Annotated in this window: 16 protein-coding genes; 12 read left to right on the forward strand and 4 right to left on the reverse strand. The window is 59.9% G+C overall.

All coding sequences use genetic code 11. The annotated features are described in order from the left end of the window. Positions 1-33 precede the first annotated feature (33 nt). Genes N8H74_RS27500 through N8H74_RS27510 form a run of 3 tightly spaced genes read left to right on the forward strand, consistent with a single transcriptional unit; the run spans position 34 to position 2,654 of the window. Positions 34-1,017, forward strand: a complete 984-nt coding sequence (locus N8H74_RS27500; protein ID WP_262151796.1) for an iron ABC transporter permease — start codon at positions 34-36, stop codon at positions 1,015-1,017. Beyond that, the gene (locus N8H74_RS27505; protein WP_262151777.1) at positions 1,017-1,784 is read left to right on the forward strand and encodes a heme ABC transporter ATP-binding protein; all 768 of its coding nucleotides are present in this window, start codon (positions 1,017-1,019) and stop codon (positions 1,782-1,784) included. Before N8H74_RS27500 ends, N8H74_RS27505 begins: the two co-directional genes overlap by 1 nt. Before the next feature lie 21 nt (positions 1,785-1,805). Then, complete coding sequence (locus N8H74_RS27510) at positions 1,806-2,654, forward strand: ChaN family lipoprotein (RefSeq protein WP_262151779.1); 849 nt, start codon at positions 1,806-1,808, stop codon at positions 2,652-2,654. A 288-nt stretch (positions 2,655-2,942) separates the two neighbouring features. Here N8H74_RS27510 and N8H74_RS27515 read toward each other — a convergent pair whose 3' ends face one another. From N8H74_RS27515 to N8H74_RS27525, 3 genes are all read right to left on the reverse strand, one after another. Continuing rightward, positions 2,943-3,215, reverse strand: coding sequence for a TfoX/Sxy family protein (locus N8H74_RS27515; RefSeq protein WP_003228231.1), 273 nt, complete (start codon positions 3,213-3,215; stop codon positions 2,943-2,945). A gap of 219 nt (positions 3,216-3,434) precedes the next feature. Continuing rightward, on the reverse strand, positions 3,435-3,779 hold the full coding sequence (locus N8H74_RS27520; RefSeq protein WP_217830008.1) for a pentapeptide repeat-containing protein: 345 nt from the start codon (positions 3,777-3,779) through the stop codon (positions 3,435-3,437). Positions 3,780-3,870: 91 nt separating this feature from the next. Beyond that, positions 3,871-5,427, reverse strand: a complete 1,557-nt coding sequence (locus N8H74_RS27525) for a bifunctional aminoglycoside phosphotransferase/ATP-binding protein (protein WP_262151782.1) — start codon at positions 5,425-5,427, stop codon at positions 3,871-3,873. A 117-nt stretch (positions 5,428-5,544) separates the two neighbouring features. On the opposite strand from N8H74_RS27525, the gene mrcB reads away from it, so the two are divergent. Genes mrcB through N8H74_RS27540 form a run of 3 tightly spaced genes read left to right on the forward strand, consistent with a single transcriptional unit; the run spans position 5,545 to position 8,967 of the window. Next, complete coding sequence (mrcB, locus tag N8H74_RS27530) at positions 5,545-7,869, forward strand: penicillin-binding protein 1B (protein WP_262151784.1); 2,325 nt, start codon at positions 5,545-5,547, stop codon at positions 7,867-7,869. Between the two features lie 16 nt (positions 7,870-7,885). Further along, on the forward strand, positions 7,886-8,632 hold the full coding sequence (locus N8H74_RS27535; protein ID WP_217830005.1) for a hypothetical protein: 747 nt from the start codon (positions 7,886-7,888) through the stop codon (positions 8,630-8,632). After that, complete coding sequence (locus tag N8H74_RS27540; RefSeq protein WP_262151786.1) at positions 8,632-8,967, forward strand: YqcC family protein; 336 nt, start codon at positions 8,632-8,634, stop codon at positions 8,965-8,967. The genes N8H74_RS27535 and N8H74_RS27540 overlap by 1 nt, the downstream gene beginning before the upstream one ends. Positions 8,968-8,985: 18 nt before the next feature. Here N8H74_RS27540 and N8H74_RS27545 read toward each other — a convergent pair whose 3' ends face one another. Beyond that, on the reverse strand, positions 8,986-9,402 hold the full coding sequence (locus N8H74_RS27545) for a DUF4124 domain-containing protein (protein WP_217830003.1): 417 nt from the start codon (positions 9,400-9,402) through the stop codon (positions 8,986-8,988). 400 nt (positions 9,403-9,802) lie between these two features. Here N8H74_RS27545 and N8H74_RS27550 point away from each other — a divergent pair, with 400 nt between their 5' ends. From N8H74_RS27550 to msrQ, 6 genes are all read left to right on the forward strand, one after another. Continuing rightward, positions 9,803-11,527, forward strand: a complete 1,725-nt coding sequence (locus tag N8H74_RS27550) for an acetolactate synthase 3 large subunit (protein WP_262151788.1) — start codon at positions 9,803-9,805, stop codon at positions 11,525-11,527. A gap of 2 nt (positions 11,528-11,529) precedes the next feature. Next, positions 11,530-12,021 carry an acetolactate synthase small subunit gene (ilvN, locus tag N8H74_RS27555; protein ID WP_003205610.1) on the forward strand — a complete coding sequence of 164 codons (492 nt, stop codon included), beginning with the start codon at positions 11,530-11,532 and terminating at the stop codon, positions 12,019-12,021. A gap of 48 nt (positions 12,022-12,069) precedes the next feature. Then, on the forward strand, positions 12,070-13,086 hold the full coding sequence (ilvC, locus tag N8H74_RS27560) for a ketol-acid reductoisomerase (RefSeq protein WP_217830001.1): 1,017 nt from the start codon (positions 12,070-12,072) through the stop codon (positions 13,084-13,086). A gap of 147 nt (positions 13,087-13,233) precedes the next feature. Then, complete coding sequence (gene pssA / locus N8H74_RS27565) at positions 13,234-14,091, forward strand: CDP-diacylglycerol--serine O-phosphatidyltransferase (protein WP_064589202.1); 858 nt, start codon at positions 13,234-13,236, stop codon at positions 14,089-14,091. A gap of 63 nt (positions 14,092-14,154) precedes the next feature. After that, positions 14,155-15,168, forward strand: coding sequence for a protein-methionine-sulfoxide reductase catalytic subunit MsrP (msrP, locus tag N8H74_RS27570; protein ID WP_262151791.1), 1,014 nt, complete (start codon positions 14,155-14,157; stop codon positions 15,166-15,168). Continuing rightward, positions 15,168-15,779 carry a protein-methionine-sulfoxide reductase heme-binding subunit MsrQ gene (gene msrQ / locus N8H74_RS27575; protein WP_217829999.1) on the forward strand — a complete coding sequence of 204 codons (612 nt, stop codon included), beginning with the start codon at positions 15,168-15,170 and terminating at the stop codon, positions 15,777-15,779. The genes msrP and msrQ overlap by 1 nt, the downstream gene beginning before the upstream one ends. Positions 15,780-15,854: the final 75 nt, after the last annotated feature.

The following is a 15,854-nucleotide window of genomic DNA, read 5'->3' on the forward strand; positions in this document are numbered from 1 at the left end:
CGTGGCTTGTTTGTCGGCCTGATTCTGCTGTGTCTGCTGGCGATCTGGCTGTCGCTGGCGCTGGGGCCGGTCAGCCTGCCGCTGATCGACACCTTGCGCGCTGCCTTGCGCCTGATCGGTGTGCCGCTGGCGCCGGAAGGTCTGGAGCAGGCGGAGCTGATTCTCGGGCAAATTCGTCTGCCGCGTACCTTGCTCGGATTGGCGGTCGGCGGCGTGCTGGCGTTGTCCGGGGTGGCGATGCAGGGATTGTTTCGCAATCCGCTGGCTGATCCGGGCCTGGTCGGGGTGTCCAGTGGCGCGGCGTTGGGCGCGGCGGTAGCGATTGTCGGCGGGTCGGTTTTCGGTGGTTTGCCGGAATGGTTCGGGCCGTATCTGTTGTCGGCGTGTGCGTTTCTGGGCGGCCTCGGGGTGACGGCGCTGGTTTATCGACTGGGCCGGCACAACGGCCGGACGAATGTCGCCACCATGCTGCTGGCGGGGATCGCCCTGACGGCCCTGGCCAGTTCGGCGGTGGGGTTGTTCACCTATCTTGCCGACGACGCGACCCTGCGCACCCTGACGTTCTGGAATCTCGGCAGCCTCAATGGCGCCAGTTACGCACGGTTGTGGCCGTTGCTGATTATCAGCACCGGAGTGGCGCTGTGGTTGCCGCGCCGGGCCAAGGCGCTGAATGCGCTGTTGCTCGGCGAGTCGGAGGCCGGGCATCTGGGGATCAATGTCGAGCGGCTCAAGCGTGAACTGGTGTTCTGCACCGCGCTGGGTGTCGGCGCAGCGGTGGCGGCGGCGGGGATGATCGGATTTGTCGGGCTGGTGGTGCCGCATCTGGTGCGCCTGCTGGCCGGGCCGGATCATCGGGTGCTGTTGCCGGCGTCGATACTGGCCGGGGCGAGTCTGTTGCTGTTTGCCGATCTGGTGGCGCGCTTGGCGCTGGCGCCGGCCGAGTTGCCGATCGGTATTGTCACGGCGTTCATCGGGGCACCATTCTTCCTTTATTTGCTGCTGCGAGGGCGTACCTGATGCTGCGTGCGCACAATCTGCACATTCGCCGTGGCCGCAAGACCGTACTGGCCGACGTCTCGCTGCAACTGAAGCCCGGTGAAGTGCTCGGCGTGCTGGGGCCGAACGGCGCCGGTAAAAGCACGCTGCTCGGGGCTTTGTGCGGTGAGCTGGCGGCCAGCGACGGTGAGGTCTTGCTCGATGACCGGGCCTTGAAGGACTGGAGCGGACAGCAGCGTGCCCAGCGAATGGCGGTACTGCCACAGGTTTCTACCCTGGATTTTGCGTTCAGCGTTGAAGAAGTGGTGGGGATGGGGCGCTTGCCCTGGCAGAGCGGCCGGGTGCGTGACGACGAAGTCGTCGCCGAAGCCTTGCTCGCGGCGGACGCCGGTCATCTCGGTGGCCGCAGTTATCTGGCGCTGTCCGGTGGCGAGCGGCAGCGGGTGCATCTGGCGCGGGTGCTGGCGCAACTCTGGCCGGGGCAGGCCGGGCAGACATTGTTGCTGGATGAGCCGACCTCGATGCTTGATCCGCTGCATCAGCACACTACCCTGCAAGCGGTGCGCGAGTTCGCCGATCACGGCGCGGCGGTGCTGGTGATCCTGCATGATCTGAACCTGGCGGCGCGTTATTGTGATCGTCTGTTGCTGCTTGAGGGCGGGCGTCCGGTGGCGCTGGATACGCCGCAGCAGGTGTTGCGTCCGGATTCGCTCAAAGCGGTGTTCGGCCTGGAAGTGTTGGTGCAGCAGCATCCGGAGCGCGGGCATCCGCTGATTATCGCCCGCTGATTTGATCATCGAGGTGAAGGTATGCGTGGGATTCTGCTGTTGGCGGTGTTGTGGCTCGGCGGCTGTCAGCATGTCGCCGCGCCGCCGGTTGCCGGCGAGATTCGTGACTTGCGCAGCGGCGAGATCTTGACGGCGGAGCAATTGCTCACGCAATTGAGCAAGCCATCACAAGTGATCGTTGGCGAGCAGCATGACAACGCCGATCACCATGCCGTGCAATTGTGGTTGTTGCAGACCCTGGGCGAGCAGCGGCCGCAAGGCAGTCTGTTGCTGGAAATGCTGGTGCCCGAACAGCAATCGCGCGTTGAACAAGTACAACGCGCCGGAACGTTACCCGCTGATCTTGCCAATGCGCTGGCCTGGCAGGACGGCTGGGACTGGAATCTGTACGGGCCGATTGTCCGGTTTGCCCTGGCGCAACCTTATCCGGTGATGGCGGCCAATCTCGGTAACGCTGAAATTCGTGCGTTCTATCGCAATCCTCCTGCGTTGACCGGGGCGCGCAGTAATGCCGAGTCGGTGAAGGCCGGGCTGTTGGGGGATATCAGTGAATCTCACTGCGATCTGCTGCCCGAGTCGCAAATGCCGGCGATGGTAGCCGTTCAGCAGCAGCGTGATCGACGCATGGCTTCGCGCTTGCTGGCGGCGCCTGCACCTGCGCTTTTATTGGCCGGCACATTCCACGCGCGCAAGGATGTGGGGGTGCCATTGCATGTTGTGGATCTGGGAGCGGTTGTCGCGCCCACTGTGTTGTTACTGGCACAGCAGGGCAGTGAGGTCACCTCGGCTATGGCCGATTACGTCTGGTACACGCCCGCCATGCCTGCTAAGGATTACTGCGCTGAAATGCGCAGGCAATTCGGCAAATGACTTTTCCACAGGCAAAAAAAGACCCGGTAAAAAACCGGGTCAAATAACCGTGATTAGCCTGATGAGGAGATAATCTGAGAGTCCGAACCAAGGGCTTTTCAGAATATCGACTGATCTCGCGACCAGTTGTGATAATCATAGCGATTCTCATTACCGAGTCAACAGCTGTTTTCTCATTTATTCGGTTTTATCTTCGAATTGGCCGGAATGCCCCGTAAACAGGGGACGTCAGCATCTTGTTGCCGAACGGCGTCATGCGCAGTGATGGCCACTGCGTTTGGCGCCTGTTCAGTTTTTATGGCGCGAGGAAATGGCCTCCAGCTGTTTGTTCAGGGCGTCCTTGCGTTCGGCGGGGATGTCATTCCAGTGCACATCCATCAACGCCCCTTCGATTGCATACAACAACACCTTCGATGCCCGGAACCCTCGAGTGCGCACGGCCCGGTAGGCATCCACCGCCCCCAGACGACGCAAGTCCGAGGCGCTGTGGATGCCCACGGCATGCAGCCACTGCGCTGACGTCTTGCCAAGATTCTTCAGGTGTTGCAGTTCATCATTCATCAAGCCTCCTTGCGACGGCCGAATGGTGCGTGGGCGAGCTTCTCAGGAGTGTAGCCATCAGTAGGAAAAGCGTGGTTGTTTGGTCGGATTCGACGCAAAAGCTTCTAAGACTGAGCGGATTTTTCGGTGGGAAAGGGGATCAGACGCGCGTGCGCGGTGGCACTTGGCACGCAGTCCAGCGCAAAGCGGGGGCGCTGGACGATTGGGACAAACAGGCGATCAGCGGGTGCGATAACGCAGGCGGGTGCCGAAGTTCATCGACATCAGGATTTCGTCTGCACTGAGCTCGGGCGGGAAGTAAGCCCCGGAAATCTGCGCGTGAGCCAGGCTCGCGCCTTCCAGCGATGCCCCACGGAAGTCGATGCCGCGCAAGTCGGCGGAGCGGAAATAGGCGTCCCGGAAGTCCACGCCGTCGGCGTTCAATTCACGCAGGTCGAGACCGCGAAAGTCGCCACCGACCATGTCGATCGGCCCGTCTTTCGGGCGTTCCTTGTTGAAGCCTGTGATGTCGTCCTTGTGCAGCAAGGCATAAAGCGGAGTGTCGAGAAGTTTCGGCTGGCTCATGTCAAATCACCTGTTGGTTTTATGACGCCAGTATAGTGCCACTATTTGACGACCGTGAAGCCAGCGCGGGCCTCACGGTCGAAATAGTTTCTTACAGACCTGGCAGGTGCTGGCGGATTTGCGCCACAACGACGTCCAGAGTGCCGGATTCATTGGTCTGCACGCGTTTGCTGCGCAGGATTTCTTCCGGGGTCAGGGCTTCGCGACTGGCCTGTTGGGCTGCGATCACTTCCAGGGTCGCGTCGGATGGATCCTTCTGGTCGGCCTGACGAATCGCCAGCCAGCTCTCGATTACCGCTTGCGGCGCGTTGCAGTCGAGGATCAGGAACGGCGTGCCGGTCGCCTCAGCAACCTGCGCTGCGCTGTCACGCTGTTCACGCTTGAGGTAGGTGGCGTCGATCACCACCGGGAACCCGGCACGCAGGATCGCCGCCGCCACTTCATGCAGGCGGGCGTAGGTGGCCACACTGGCATCGGCGCTATAAATTCCGGCCTGAACGTCATTCACCACGTTTTGCTCACCGAACAGGCGCTTGCGCTCAACATCGGAACGCAGGCGAATCGCGCCCAGCGCCTCGACCAGACGCATCGCCACATGGCTCTTGCCGACAGCAGAAACGCCGTGGGTAATGGCCAGGAAGCGCGAAGGAATGGTGCTGTAGCTTTCCGCCAGGTTGGCGTAGTTGCGGTACTGGCGCAGGGTGGTGGCGCGCTGCACTGGCGTAGCGTCGGCGGGCATGCTGAACAGCGCGACTTTCGCACGCACCAGGGCGCGGTAGGCTTTATAGAAGTTCAGCACTTCGAGGCCTTGATAGTCGCCGGTCAGTTCCAGGTACTGGCTGATGAAACGACGCGCCAGGGATTTCAGGCCACGGTCTTCCAGGTCCATCGCCAGGAAACCGGTATCGGCCCAGACGTCGGTGAAGCGGAACGGTTCGTTGAATTCGATGCAGTCGAAGATCACCACTTTGCCGTCGATCACGGTGGCGTTGCCCAGGTGAATGTCACCGTGGCATTCGCGGGTGAAGCCTTCGGCCTTGCGTTGGGCGAACAGCGGCTTGAGGCGATCGAAGCTGCTTTCGGCCCAGGCTTTCAACGCTTCAAGTTGCAGCAGGTCGGCTTTGTCGCTGAGGAACGGCAGGATCTGTTCGAAGTTCTGGCGGACCGGCGCCATCACGCTTTCAGGCGTGCCCGCGTCGTGCTCGGCCGGGACTTTCGGTGCGTTGAGGTGGAATCTGGCGATTTGCTCGGCCATCTCGTCGATGTGCCCGGTGGTCAGTTCGCCGTTGGCTTGCAGCGTGCTGAGCAGGCCGGTCTGCGGGAACTGGCGCATTTTCAGCACGTACTCGATGGCCGGGCCTTCGCCACCCAGTTGCGGGGCTTCGGCGCTGCCGGTCACGGGCAACACTTCCAGATACAAATCGTCGGTCAGGCGTTGGTTCAGACGCAGTTCTTCAGCGCAGAAGTGTTCGCGGGATTCGAGGCTGGTGAAGTCGAGGAAGCCGAAATCCACCGGCTTCTTCACTTTATAAGCGTAGGCACCGGTGAGCAGGACCCACGAGATGTGGGTTTCGATGACCTGAAACCCTTCGACAGGGTGCGGGTAGAGGGCCGGGTTTTGCAGGGCAGCGATCAGGGACTGGCTCACAGGCGATCCTTCAGAGACTGGGGACATTCGAGGTCGCCATTATGGCCGCTCGCCAGCCCGACGCAAACCTCGGAGCGCTCCTGTTGAGTATGAATAAAGTGCGTATAATCCGCCGCCATGACTCGTACTCGATCCCCCCGTACCCCTAAAAAACCACCCTCCAGGGGCCTGCGCCCATGGTTGGGCTGGGCCATTAAACTCAGTCTGGTCGGCCTTGTGGTGCTGGCCGGCTTCGCCGTTTACCTCGATGCCGTGGTGCAGGAGAAGTTCTCCGGCAAGCGCTGGACCATTCCGGCCAAGGTGTACGCGCGTCCGCTCGAGCTGTTCGTCGGACAGAAACTGAGCAAGGACGACTTCCTCACGGAACTCGATGCCCTGGGCTATCGCCGTGAGGCAGTGAGCAATGGCCCCGGCGCGGCGTCGGTCAATGGCAACACGGTCGATCTGAATACCCGTGGTTTCCAGTTCTATGAAGGTCTGGAGAAACCGCAGCCGGTGCGCGTGCGCTTCTCCGGCGATTACGTGGCCGAACTGGCGGCGACCAACGGCTCGAAGTTGTCGGTGGTGCGCCTGGAGCCGCTGCTGATCGGCGGGATCTACCCGAAAAACCTCGAAGACCGGATTCTGATCAAGCTCGATCAGGTGCCGCCGTACCTGCTGGAAACCCTGGTCGCCGTGGAAGACCGGGATTTCTACAGCCACTGGGGCGTGTCGCCGAAGTCGATTGCCCGGGCCATTTGGGTCAACACCTCCGGCGGCAAGATGACTCAGGGCGGCAGTACGCTGACCCAGCAACTGGTCAAGAACTTCTACCTGACCAATGAACGTAGCCTGACCCGCAAGCTCACCGAAGCGATGATGGCGATGCTGCTTGAGCTGCATTACGACAAGAAGGAAATCCTTGAGGCCTACCTCAACGAAGTCTTCGTCGGTCAGGACGGTCAGCGCGCAGTTCACGGTTTCGGTCTGGCCAGCCAGTTTTTCTTCGGCCAGCCGTTGTCCGAGCTGAAACTGCATCAGGTCGCGTTGCTGGTGGGCATGGTCAAGGGGCCGTCCTACTATAATCCTCGACGGAATCCGGAGCGGGCGCTGGAACGCCGTAATCTGGTGCTAGATGTGCTTGAGCAGCAGGGCGTCGCTTCCGCCGAGCAGGTTGCTGCCGCGAAGAAGATGCCGCTGGGCGTGACCACGCGCGGCAAGCTGGCCGACAGTTCTTTCCCCGGCTTCATCGATCTGGTCAAGCGCCAGTTGCGTGAAGACTACCGTGACGAAGACTTGACCGAAGAAGGCCTGCGGATCTTCACCAGTTTCGATCCGATCCTGCAAATGAAGGCCGAAGCCTCGGTCAACGACACCTTCAAGCGCCTTGCCGGGCGCAAGGGTTCCGATGACGTGGAAGCGGCCATGGTCGTGACCAACCCGGAAACCGGTGAAGTCCAGGCCATGATCGGCAGCCGCCAGGCCAGTTTTGCCGGCTTCAACAGGGCGCTGGACGCGGTGCGGCCGATCGGTTCGTTGATCAAGCCGGCTGTTTATCTGACGGCGCTGGAAAAACCGAGCCAGTACACGTTGACCAGTTGGCTGTCGGACGAGCCGTTGGCCGTGAAGGGCGCGGACGGTCAGGTCTGGAAACCACAGAACTACGACCGCCGTTCTCATGGCACGGTGTTCCTCTATCAAGGGCTGGCACATTCCTACAACCTGTCGACCTCGCGTCTCGGGCTGGCAGTCGGTGTTCCGAATGTTCTCAAGACCCTCGGGCGCCTGGGCGTGAGTCGTGAGTTCCCGGCGTTCCCGTCGATGCTGCTGGGGGCCGGCGGGATGACCCCGATCGAAGTGGCGACCATGTACCAGACCCTGGCCAATGGCGGTTTCAACACGCCGATGCGCGGCATTCGCAGCGTGCTGACTGCCGAGGGCGAGCCGCTCAAGCGTTATCCGTTCCAGATCGAGCAACGCTTCGATCCGGCTTCGATCTACCTGATCCAGAACGCCATGCAGCGCGTCATGCGTGAGGGCACCGGCAGTTCGGTCTATAACGTGTTGCCCAAGACCCTGACGCTGGCGGGCAAGACCGGTACGAGTAACGATTCCCGTGACAGCTGGTTCGCCGGTTTCAGTCAGGATCTGCTGGCAGTGGTCTGGCTCGGTCGCGATGACAACGGCAAGACGCCGTTCACCGGCGCTACCGGTGCGTTGCAGGTCTGGACCAGTTTCATGCGCAAGGCCGATCCGCTGCCGCTGGACATGCCGCAGCCGGATAACGTGGTGCAGGCGTGGGTCGATTCGCGTACCGGCCAGGGTTCCGATGCCAACTGTCCGGGGGCGGTGCAGATGCCGTATATTCGCGGCAGCGAACCACCACCCGGCGCCTCATGTGCGGGCGAAACGCCTGCTTCCGGCGAGTCGGTGATGGATTGGGTCAAGGGCTGGATGAATTAAGCAAAGAGGGTTTCAAGTGAACAAGTGGTTGATTCCAGCGGTGACCGCCGTGGCTTTGCTCAGTGGCTGCTCCACCGTACAGCGTGGTTCGATCCCCGTCGTGGATTCCGGGACGGCGGTGTCCAACAGTGAGCGTATTTCCGCCAATGGCGGCTTCCGTCAGACGACGGTCAAGCGTCCCGTGCAAGGCCAGGTGCAGGCGATTCCGCAAGGCGATACCGGTGTGGTGGTGATGGTGCCTGGCGGCGGTGCAACGTCGACCCCGATCAGCACTTCGCCGATCACGCCAGGTCCGGTTTCGTCCGGTCCGATCACGCCGGGGCCTTACAATGCTGCGCCGGTCGAGTCGGCGCCGATCAACGCCGGCAGCTACAGCATGCCTTCGACGCCGAGCGGCATTCCTTCGGCCGGCAGCGGTGGTCTGTCCGCCGATGAGCAACTCGATGGCCCGGTGCTCGCCTTGCTGACCACCGCTCAGCAACAACAGGCGGGCGGCGATCTCAACGGTGCGTCCTCCAGTCTGGAGCGCGCTCAGCGCGTGGCGCCGCGTGAACCGCAAGTGCTTTACCGTCTGGCGCAGGTGCGCATGGCCCAGGGCGATGCTCCGCAGGCCGAGCAGTTTGCCCGTCGTGCGCTGACCATGGCCAATGGTCGTCCGGACTTGCAGGCCAATCTCTGGGAGTTGATCGCCCAGGCCCGCGAGAAACAAGGTGATTCCGCCGGCGCCAGCCTGGCCCGTCAGAAAGCCAAGGTTGCGCTGTGATGGATGTCCGCTTTCCGCAAATCGCCGACCAGTTGCTGCTGATCGAGGCCGAGCTACGGGCGCAAGGCTGGTGGGACGAGGTTGAACCGTCCGCCGAGGCCTTGAGCAGCGTCGAGCCGTTCTCTGTCGACACCCTCGAGTTCGAACAGTGGCTGCAATGGATCTTCCTGCCGAAGATGAAAATCATCCTTGAGCAGAACATGCCGCTGCCGAATGCCTCGGGTATTCGCGAAATGGCCGAAATGGTTTTCGCCCAGCGCAATGTCCAGGGCCGGGATCACAAGCTCCAGCATTTGCTCAAAGAGTTCGACCAACTGATCGTCGCCACCCGCTGAAGGTGAAACTGCCAGTGCTTACTGGCAGTTTTCCGCGATCTGTTTCTGCGCTTCGACGATGCGTTCCTGACGTTGCGTATCGCTCAGGCGCCGCATTTCACCTTCCACTTCCTCTCTCAAGCGTGGGTTGTTCTGCAACTGCGCGAGATTCGTGCGCGCCTGTTCGCAGAACTTTTTCAGTTCAGCCTGCTGCTCGGCGACCTGCTTCTTCACGCTGTCATCGATGCTTTTCTGATCGCCGATCGGACCGCTGCCGGGCATTGCCGGCGGCCGGACCACTGGCGTCGCGGGTGTCTGCATGACGCTGGAAGGCTGCCCTTGTGGCGGTTGTGCGTCGAAATGAGTCACCCCTTGGGCGTCGACCCATTTGTAGATCTGACCGGCCATGCACCACGGGCTGAGGCCGATCAGCAGAGTTAGCAGAAGCGTTCGCATGCTGATTCCTTGGCAAAATTGCGCAATTGAAGCTAACAGAGTAGCTGTTTCCAGGTTTTTTCTTGCGTTCTCATGTGCTTACCCACAATTAGGCACACAGACGGCTTGACTTGGAGAGGGCGAAACAGAAGAATCCAAAGTCCGCTGTAGAGGGACTGCCAGAAGCAGACCCACTCGGTAGATCATGAGGCGCACATCCGCGCCGACCTGTTACACCCGCAACGCGTTACCTCGCGCTGGGTGGGAAAGGCCCGCAACACTTGGGACGATCCCAATACTTGCTCAGTCAGTGCTGACGTAGTCGGCGACCACCGTCGCTCATGCTCTGCCGAGAAGTAAACCTATTAAGACCCGTTCCATTTTTCGTGGGCGGTATTCTGGCGTTTTAGAGGTGAACAACGTGGAGCTTTTATCTGGCGGTGAGATGCTCGTCCGCTTCTTGCGTGACGAAGGCGTCAAATATATCTACGGGTACCCGGGTGGTGCTCTTCTTCATGTTTACGATGCCCTGTTCAAAGAACCGGAAGTGACCCACATTCTGGTTCGTCACGAACAAGCGGCTACCCATATGGCTGACGGCTATGCCCGTGCCACCGGTAAAGCCGGCGTGGTACTGGTGACTTCCGGTCCAGGCGCCACAAACGCCATCACCGGTATCGCCACGGCCTACATGGACTCGATTCCAATGGTGATCATTTCCGGTCAGGTGCCAAGCACCATGGTCGGCACCGACGCGTTCCAGGAAACCGACATGATCGGTATCTCCCGGCCGATCGTGAAGCACAGCTTCATGATCAAGCACGCTTCGGAAATCCCGGAAGTCATGAAGAAAGCCTTCTACCTGGCGCAGTCCGGTCGTCCTGGCCCGGTCGTGGTCGATATTCCGAAAGACATGACCAACCCGGCCGAGAAGTTCGAATACATCTTCCCGAAGAAAGCCAAACTGCGTTCCTACAGCCCGGCCGTTCGCGGTCACTCCGGGCAGATCCGCAAGGCGGCAGAAATGCTCCTGGCGGCCAAGCGTCCCGTGCTGTACTCCGGCGGCGGCGTGATTCTGGGCAACGGGTCCGCGCCGCTGACCGAACTGGCACAAATGCTCAACCTGCCGGTGACCAACACCTTGATGGGCCTGGGCGGTTATCCTGGCACCGATCGTCAGTTCATCGGCATGCTCGGCATGCACGGCAGCTTCACCGCCAACCTAGCGATGCACCATGCCGACGTGATCCTGGCTGTCGGCGCGCGCTTCGACGATCGCGTGATCAACGGCGCGCCGAAGTTCTGCCCGAACGCCAAGATCATCCATATCGACATCGACCCCGCTTCGATCTCCAAGACCATCAAGGCCGACGTGCCTATCGTGGGTCCGGTGGAAAGCGTCCTGACCGAAATGGTCGCGATCCTCAAGGAAATCGGCGAAACCCCGAACAAGGAAGCGGTGGCCAGCTGGTGGAAGCAGGTTGACGAATGGCGCGGTGATCGCGGCTTGTTCCCTTACGAGAAGGGCGACGGCAGCAAGATCAAGCCACAGACCGTGATCGAAACCCTGTGCGAAGTAACCAAGGGCGACGCCTTTGTGACCTCCGACGTGGGCCAGCACCAGATGTTCGCGGCGCAGTACTACAAGTTCAACAAGCCTAACCGCTGGATCAACTCCGGTGGCCTGGGCACGATGGGCTTCGGTCTGCCGGCGGCGATGGGCATCAGCCTGAGCTTCCCTGACGCTGACGTTGCCTGCGTGACCGGCGAAGGCAGTATCCAGATGAACATCCAGGAACTGTCGACCTGCCTGCAATATGGTTTGCCGGTGAAGATCGTCATCCTGAACAACGGTGTTCTGGGCATGGTTCGTCAGTGGCAGGACATGAGTTACGGCAGCCGTCACTCGCATTCCTACATGGAGTCGCTGCCTGATTTCGTCAAGCTGGCAGAGGCCTACGGTCACGTCGGCATTCGCGTCACCGAGTCGAAAGATCTGAAGTCGAAGATGGAAGAAGCGTTCGCCATGAAGGATCGCCTGGTGGTGATCGATATTTCGGTCGACACCAGCGAGCACGTCTACCCGATGCAGATCAAAGACGGCTCGATGCGCGATATGTGGCTGAGCAAGACGGAGCGTACCTAATCATGCGGCACATTATTTCCTTGCTTCTGGAAAACGAACCCGGTGCTTTGTCTCGCGTAGTCGGCCTGTTCTCGCAGCGCAACTACAACATCGAAAGCCTGACCGTGGCGCCAACCGAAGACCCGACTCTGTCGCGTCTGACGCTGACCACTGTCGGTCACGATGAAATCATCGAGCAGATCACCAAAAACCTGAACAAGCTGATCGAAGTGGTCAAGCTGGTGGACCTGTCGGAAAGCGCTCACATCGAGCGTGAACTGATGCTGGTCAAGGTCAAGGCCACTGGCGCCCAGCGCGCCGAGATCAAACGCACCACCGATATTTACCGTGGACAGATCGTCGATGTCAGTGCCAGCGTGTATACCGTTCAATTGACCGGTACCAGCGACAAGCTCGACAGCTTCATTCAGTCCATCGGCACCGCATCGATTCTGGAGACTGTCCGTAGTGGCGTCACCGGTATTGCCCGCGGCGACAAAGTACTCAGCATTTAAACCAAATTAGCGAATGGCCTGAACGGCCTGGATATATAGGGGAAATTCATGAAAGTTTTCTACGATAAAGACTGCGACCTGTCGATCATCCAGGGCAAGAAAGTTGCCATCATCGGTTACGGTTCCCAGGGCCACGCTCAAGCGTGCAACCTGAAGGACTCCGGTGTCGACGTTACCGTTGGTCTGCGTAAAGGCTCGGCGACCGTTGCCAAGGCTGAAGCCCATGGCCTGAAAGTGACCGACGTTGCTGCAGCCGTTGCTGGCGCGGACCTGGTCATGATCCTGACCCCGGACGAGTTCCAGTCCCAGCTGTACAAGAACGAAATCGAGCCGAACATCAAGAAGGGCGCTACCCTGGCCTTCTCCCACGGCTTCGCGATCCACTACAACCAGGTTGTTCCGCGTGCCGACCTCGACGTGATCATGATCGCGCCGAAAGCACCAGGCCACACCGTACGTTCCGAGTTCGTGAAGGGCGGCGGCATCCCTGACCTGATCGCGATCTACCAGGACGCCTCGGGCAATGCCAAGAACGTTGCGCTGTCCTACGCTGCCGGCGTTGGTGGCGGTCGTACCGGCATCATCGAAACCACCTTCAAGGACGAGACTGAAACCGACCTGTTCGGCGAACAAGCCGTTCTGTGCGGCGGTACTGTTGAACTGGTCAAAGCCGGTTTCGAAACCCTGGTTGAAGCGGGCTACGCGCCAGAAATGGCCTACTTCGAGTGCCTGCATGAACTGAAGCTGATCGTTGACCTCATGTACGAAGGCGGTATCGCCAACATGAACTACTCGATCTCCAACAACGCTGAGTACGGCGAGTACGTGACCGGTCCGGAAGTGATCAACGCCGAATCCCGTCAGGCCATGCGCAACGCCCTGAAACGTATTCAGGACGGCGAATACGCCAAAATGTTCATCAGCGAAGGCGCAACCGGCTACCCTTCGATGACCGCCAAGCGTCGCAACAACGCCGCTCACGGTATCGAAGTCATCGGCGAGCAACTGCGCTCCATGATGCCGTGGATCGGTGCCAACAAGATCGTCGACAAAGCCAAAAACTAAGTCTTCGACCCTTGTATGAAAAAACGCGGCCTCGGCCGCGTTTTTTCGTTTGAACCGACGGTTCTGGTATAAAGCTGCATTGTTTGCGGCCGAACCGTCGTCCCAGACACCTGTCGAAACTGTCCAATCCGTTGCAAGGTAATGTCCATGAGCGAACGTCCCGAAGAGCCGAACCAGGCTTCTGACGCCGAAAGCCTGCTGCCCATCGATGAACACATCGAAGAAGGGCATGACGCAGAAGGCCGTAAGGTCCGGCATCGTGGTATCTATCTGCTGCCGAATCTGTTCACCACGGCGAACCTGTTCGCAGGGTTCTACTCCATTATCAACTCGATGAGTGCCCAGGCTGCGTTGAGCGCCGGTGACAGCGCCAATGCGAGCAAATATTTCGCCTTTGCCGCGATCGCCATTTTCGTTGCCATGGTGCTCGACGGCCTTGATGGCCGAGTGGCACGCATGACCAATACCCAAAGTGCGTTCGGTGCCGAGTACGACTCGCTGTCGGACATGGTCGCCTTCGGTGTGGCGCCTGCGCTGCTGGCCTTCGGCTGGGCGTTGGGTGACATGGGCAAGGTCGGATGGATGGTCGCCTTCATCTATGTGGCTGGCGCGGCATTGCGTCTGGCACGCTTCAACACGCAGGTCGGCACGGCCGACAAGCGTTACTTCATCGGTCTGGCCAGTCCGGCGGCTGCCGGCGTGGTTGCCGGGATCGTCTGGGCTTTCAGTGATTACGGGATCCAGGGGTCCAAGATGTCGTTCCTGGTTGCCCTGATGGTCGCGGCGGCCGGCATGCTGATGGTCAGCAACATCAAGTACAACAGCTTCAAGGAACTGGATTTGAAAGGGCGCGTGCCTTTCGTTGCGATCCTGGCGGTGGTGCTGGTTTTTGCCGTGGTCTTCAGCGATCCGCCGCGCATTCTGCTGCTGGTTTTCCTCGCCTATGCCGCGTCTGGCCCGGTGCAGTACCTGTTGCATCTTCGTCGTCACAAAAACGCCGAGTGATGTAATTTCCCGCATACTCCGCACTCTATGGATGCAACTGTCCTCCAGAGCTGCGGAGTTGCCATGCTGATCAAAGTCCCCAAAACGTCTGACTGCCATGAGTCGGACGTCACGCCAGAATCCATCTATCTTTCCCGTCGTCAATTGCTCGGCGCAACAGCGGCCGGTCTGGCTGTAAGCAGCCTGCCGCGTTGGGCCGGCGCCGACGATGCGGTGCGTTATGCCGATGTCGAACCTGGAAAGGCACCCGCCTGGTTCGCCGAGAAGCTGCCTGCTACCAAATGGGGAGCGGTGAACGTCAAGGACGAAGCCATCACGCCCTTCAAGGATGCGACCCACTACAACAACTTCTATGAGTTCGGTACGGACAAGGGCGACCCGGCAGCCAACGCCGGATCGCTGAAAACCGAGCCATGGAGCGTGGTAGTGGACGGGGAGGTTGGCAAGCCCGGGCGTTATGCGCTGGAAGACTTCATGAAGCCTTATCAGCTGGAGGAGCGCATCTATCGTCTGCGCTGCGTTGAAGCGTGGTCGATGGTCATCCCATGGATCGGGTTCCCGATTTCTGCGCTACTCAAGCAGGTCGAGCCGACGGCCAACGCCAAGTACATTCGCTTTGAAACCTTGCAGGATCCCAAAAGCATGCCTGGGCAGCGCTCCGGTTTTGCGTTGATCGACTGGCCCTATGTAGAAGGGTTGCGTCTGGATGAGGCGATGAATCCGCTGGCGATCCTGGCGGTCGGCATGTACGGCCGTGAGTTGCCGAATCAGAACGGCGCGCCGTTGCGTCTGGTGGTGCCGTGGAAATACGGCTTCAAAAGCGTCAAGTCGATTGTGCGGATCAGCCTGGTCAGCGAGCAGCCCAAGACCACATGGCAAAGTATTGCGGCGGATGAATATGGTTTCTACGCCAACGTGAATCCGACAGTCGATCATCCACGCTGGACCCAGGCGAGAGAGCGGCGCCTGCCGAACAGTCTGTTCAAGCCGAATGTGCGCGATACGCAGATGTTCAATGGCTACGCGGATGAGGTCGCTTCTTTATATGCAGGACTCGATCTGCGGAAGAATTACTGATGCGGTATCCGTTATGGCGTGCAGGCGTTTTCGTTGCGGCGTTGATCTGGCCGTTGCTGTGGTTTTACCAGGCCTTTGCAGATCTGCTCGGACCGGATCCCGGCAAGGTGCTGGTCGATCGGCTCGGGCTTGGGACCTTGGTGTTGTTGCTGGTCACATTGAGCATGACGCCGCTGCAGAAACTGACGGGGTGGGCGGGGTGGATTGCCGTGCGCCGCCAGTTGGGGCTTTGGTGTTTTGCCTATGTGGTTCTGCACTTGTGCAGTTATCTGGCGTTCATTCTGGGGTTTGACTGGTCGCAATTGGGTGTTGAGTTGCGCAAGCGCCCCTACATTATTGTCGGCTCGCTCGCTTTTCTGGGGCTGTTGGCATTGGCAGTGACGTCCAACCGTTATAGCCAGCGTCGGTTGGGTAAACGCTGGAAGAAGTTGCATCGACTGGTTTATGGGGTTCTTGGACTTGGATTGCTGCATATGTTGTGGATCGTGCGTGCAGATCTAAAGGAGTGGGCCATCTATGCCTCTTTGGGTGCCTTGCTGTTAATACTGCGTCTTCCTCCTGTAGCTCGCCGAATCCCGCGTCTGGTGGGTAAAAGGCAGGTTCTGCAATAAAAGTGAAATTAACGGTTGACGGCAGATTCAGGAGGTCTATAATTCGCCCCACTTCCGGCGCAGTCGAAACGGAAA

This window comes from Pseudomonas sp. B2M1-30, assembly GCF_025447575.1.
GTDB classification, from domain to species: domain Bacteria; phylum Pseudomonadota; class Gammaproteobacteria; order Pseudomonadales; family Pseudomonadaceae; genus Aquipseudomonas; species Aquipseudomonas botevensis.

Excerpts from the sequence above, each read along its gene's own strand:
- ilvN (WP_003205610.1), top strand. The coding sequence starts at position 11,530 with ATGCGGCACATTATTTCCTTGCTTCTGGAAAACGAACCCGGTGCTTTG.
- msrP (WP_262151791.1), top strand. The coding sequence starts at position 14,155 with ATGCTGATCAAAGTCCCCAAAACGTCTGACTGCCATGAGTCGGACGTC.
- N8H74_RS27510 (WP_262151779.1), top strand. The coding sequence starts at position 1,806 with ATGCGTGGGATTCTGCTGTTGGCGGTGTTGTGGCTCGGCGGCTGTCAG.
- N8H74_RS27545 (WP_217830003.1), bottom strand. The coding sequence starts at position 9,402 with ATGCGAACGCTTCTGCTAACTCTGCTGATCGGCCTCAGCCCGTGGTGC.
- pssA (WP_064589202.1), top strand. The coding sequence starts at position 13,234 with ATGAGCGAACGTCCCGAAGAGCCGAACCAGGCTTCTGACGCCGAAAGC.
- mrcB (WP_262151784.1), top strand. The coding sequence starts at position 5,545 with ATGACTCGTACTCGATCCCCCCGTACCCCTAAAAAACCACCCTCCAGG.
- N8H74_RS27540 (WP_262151786.1), top strand. The coding sequence starts at position 8,632 with ATGGATGTCCGCTTTCCGCAAATCGCCGACCAGTTGCTGCTGATCGAG.
- N8H74_RS27520 (WP_217830008.1), bottom strand. The coding sequence starts at position 3,779 with ATGAGCCAGCCGAAACTTCTCGACACTCCGCTTTATGCCTTGCTGCAC.
- N8H74_RS27505 (WP_262151777.1), top strand. The coding sequence starts at position 1,017 with ATGCTGCGTGCGCACAATCTGCACATTCGCCGTGGCCGCAAGACCGTA.
- msrQ (WP_217829999.1), top strand. The coding sequence starts at position 15,168 with ATGCGGTATCCGTTATGGCGTGCAGGCGTTTTCGTTGCGGCGTTGATC.
- ilvC (WP_217830001.1), top strand. The coding sequence starts at position 12,070 with ATGAAAGTTTTCTACGATAAAGACTGCGACCTGTCGATCATCCAGGGC.
- N8H74_RS27515 (WP_003228231.1), bottom strand. The coding sequence starts at position 3,215 with ATGAATGATGAACTGCAACACCTGAAGAATCTTGGCAAGACGTCAGCG.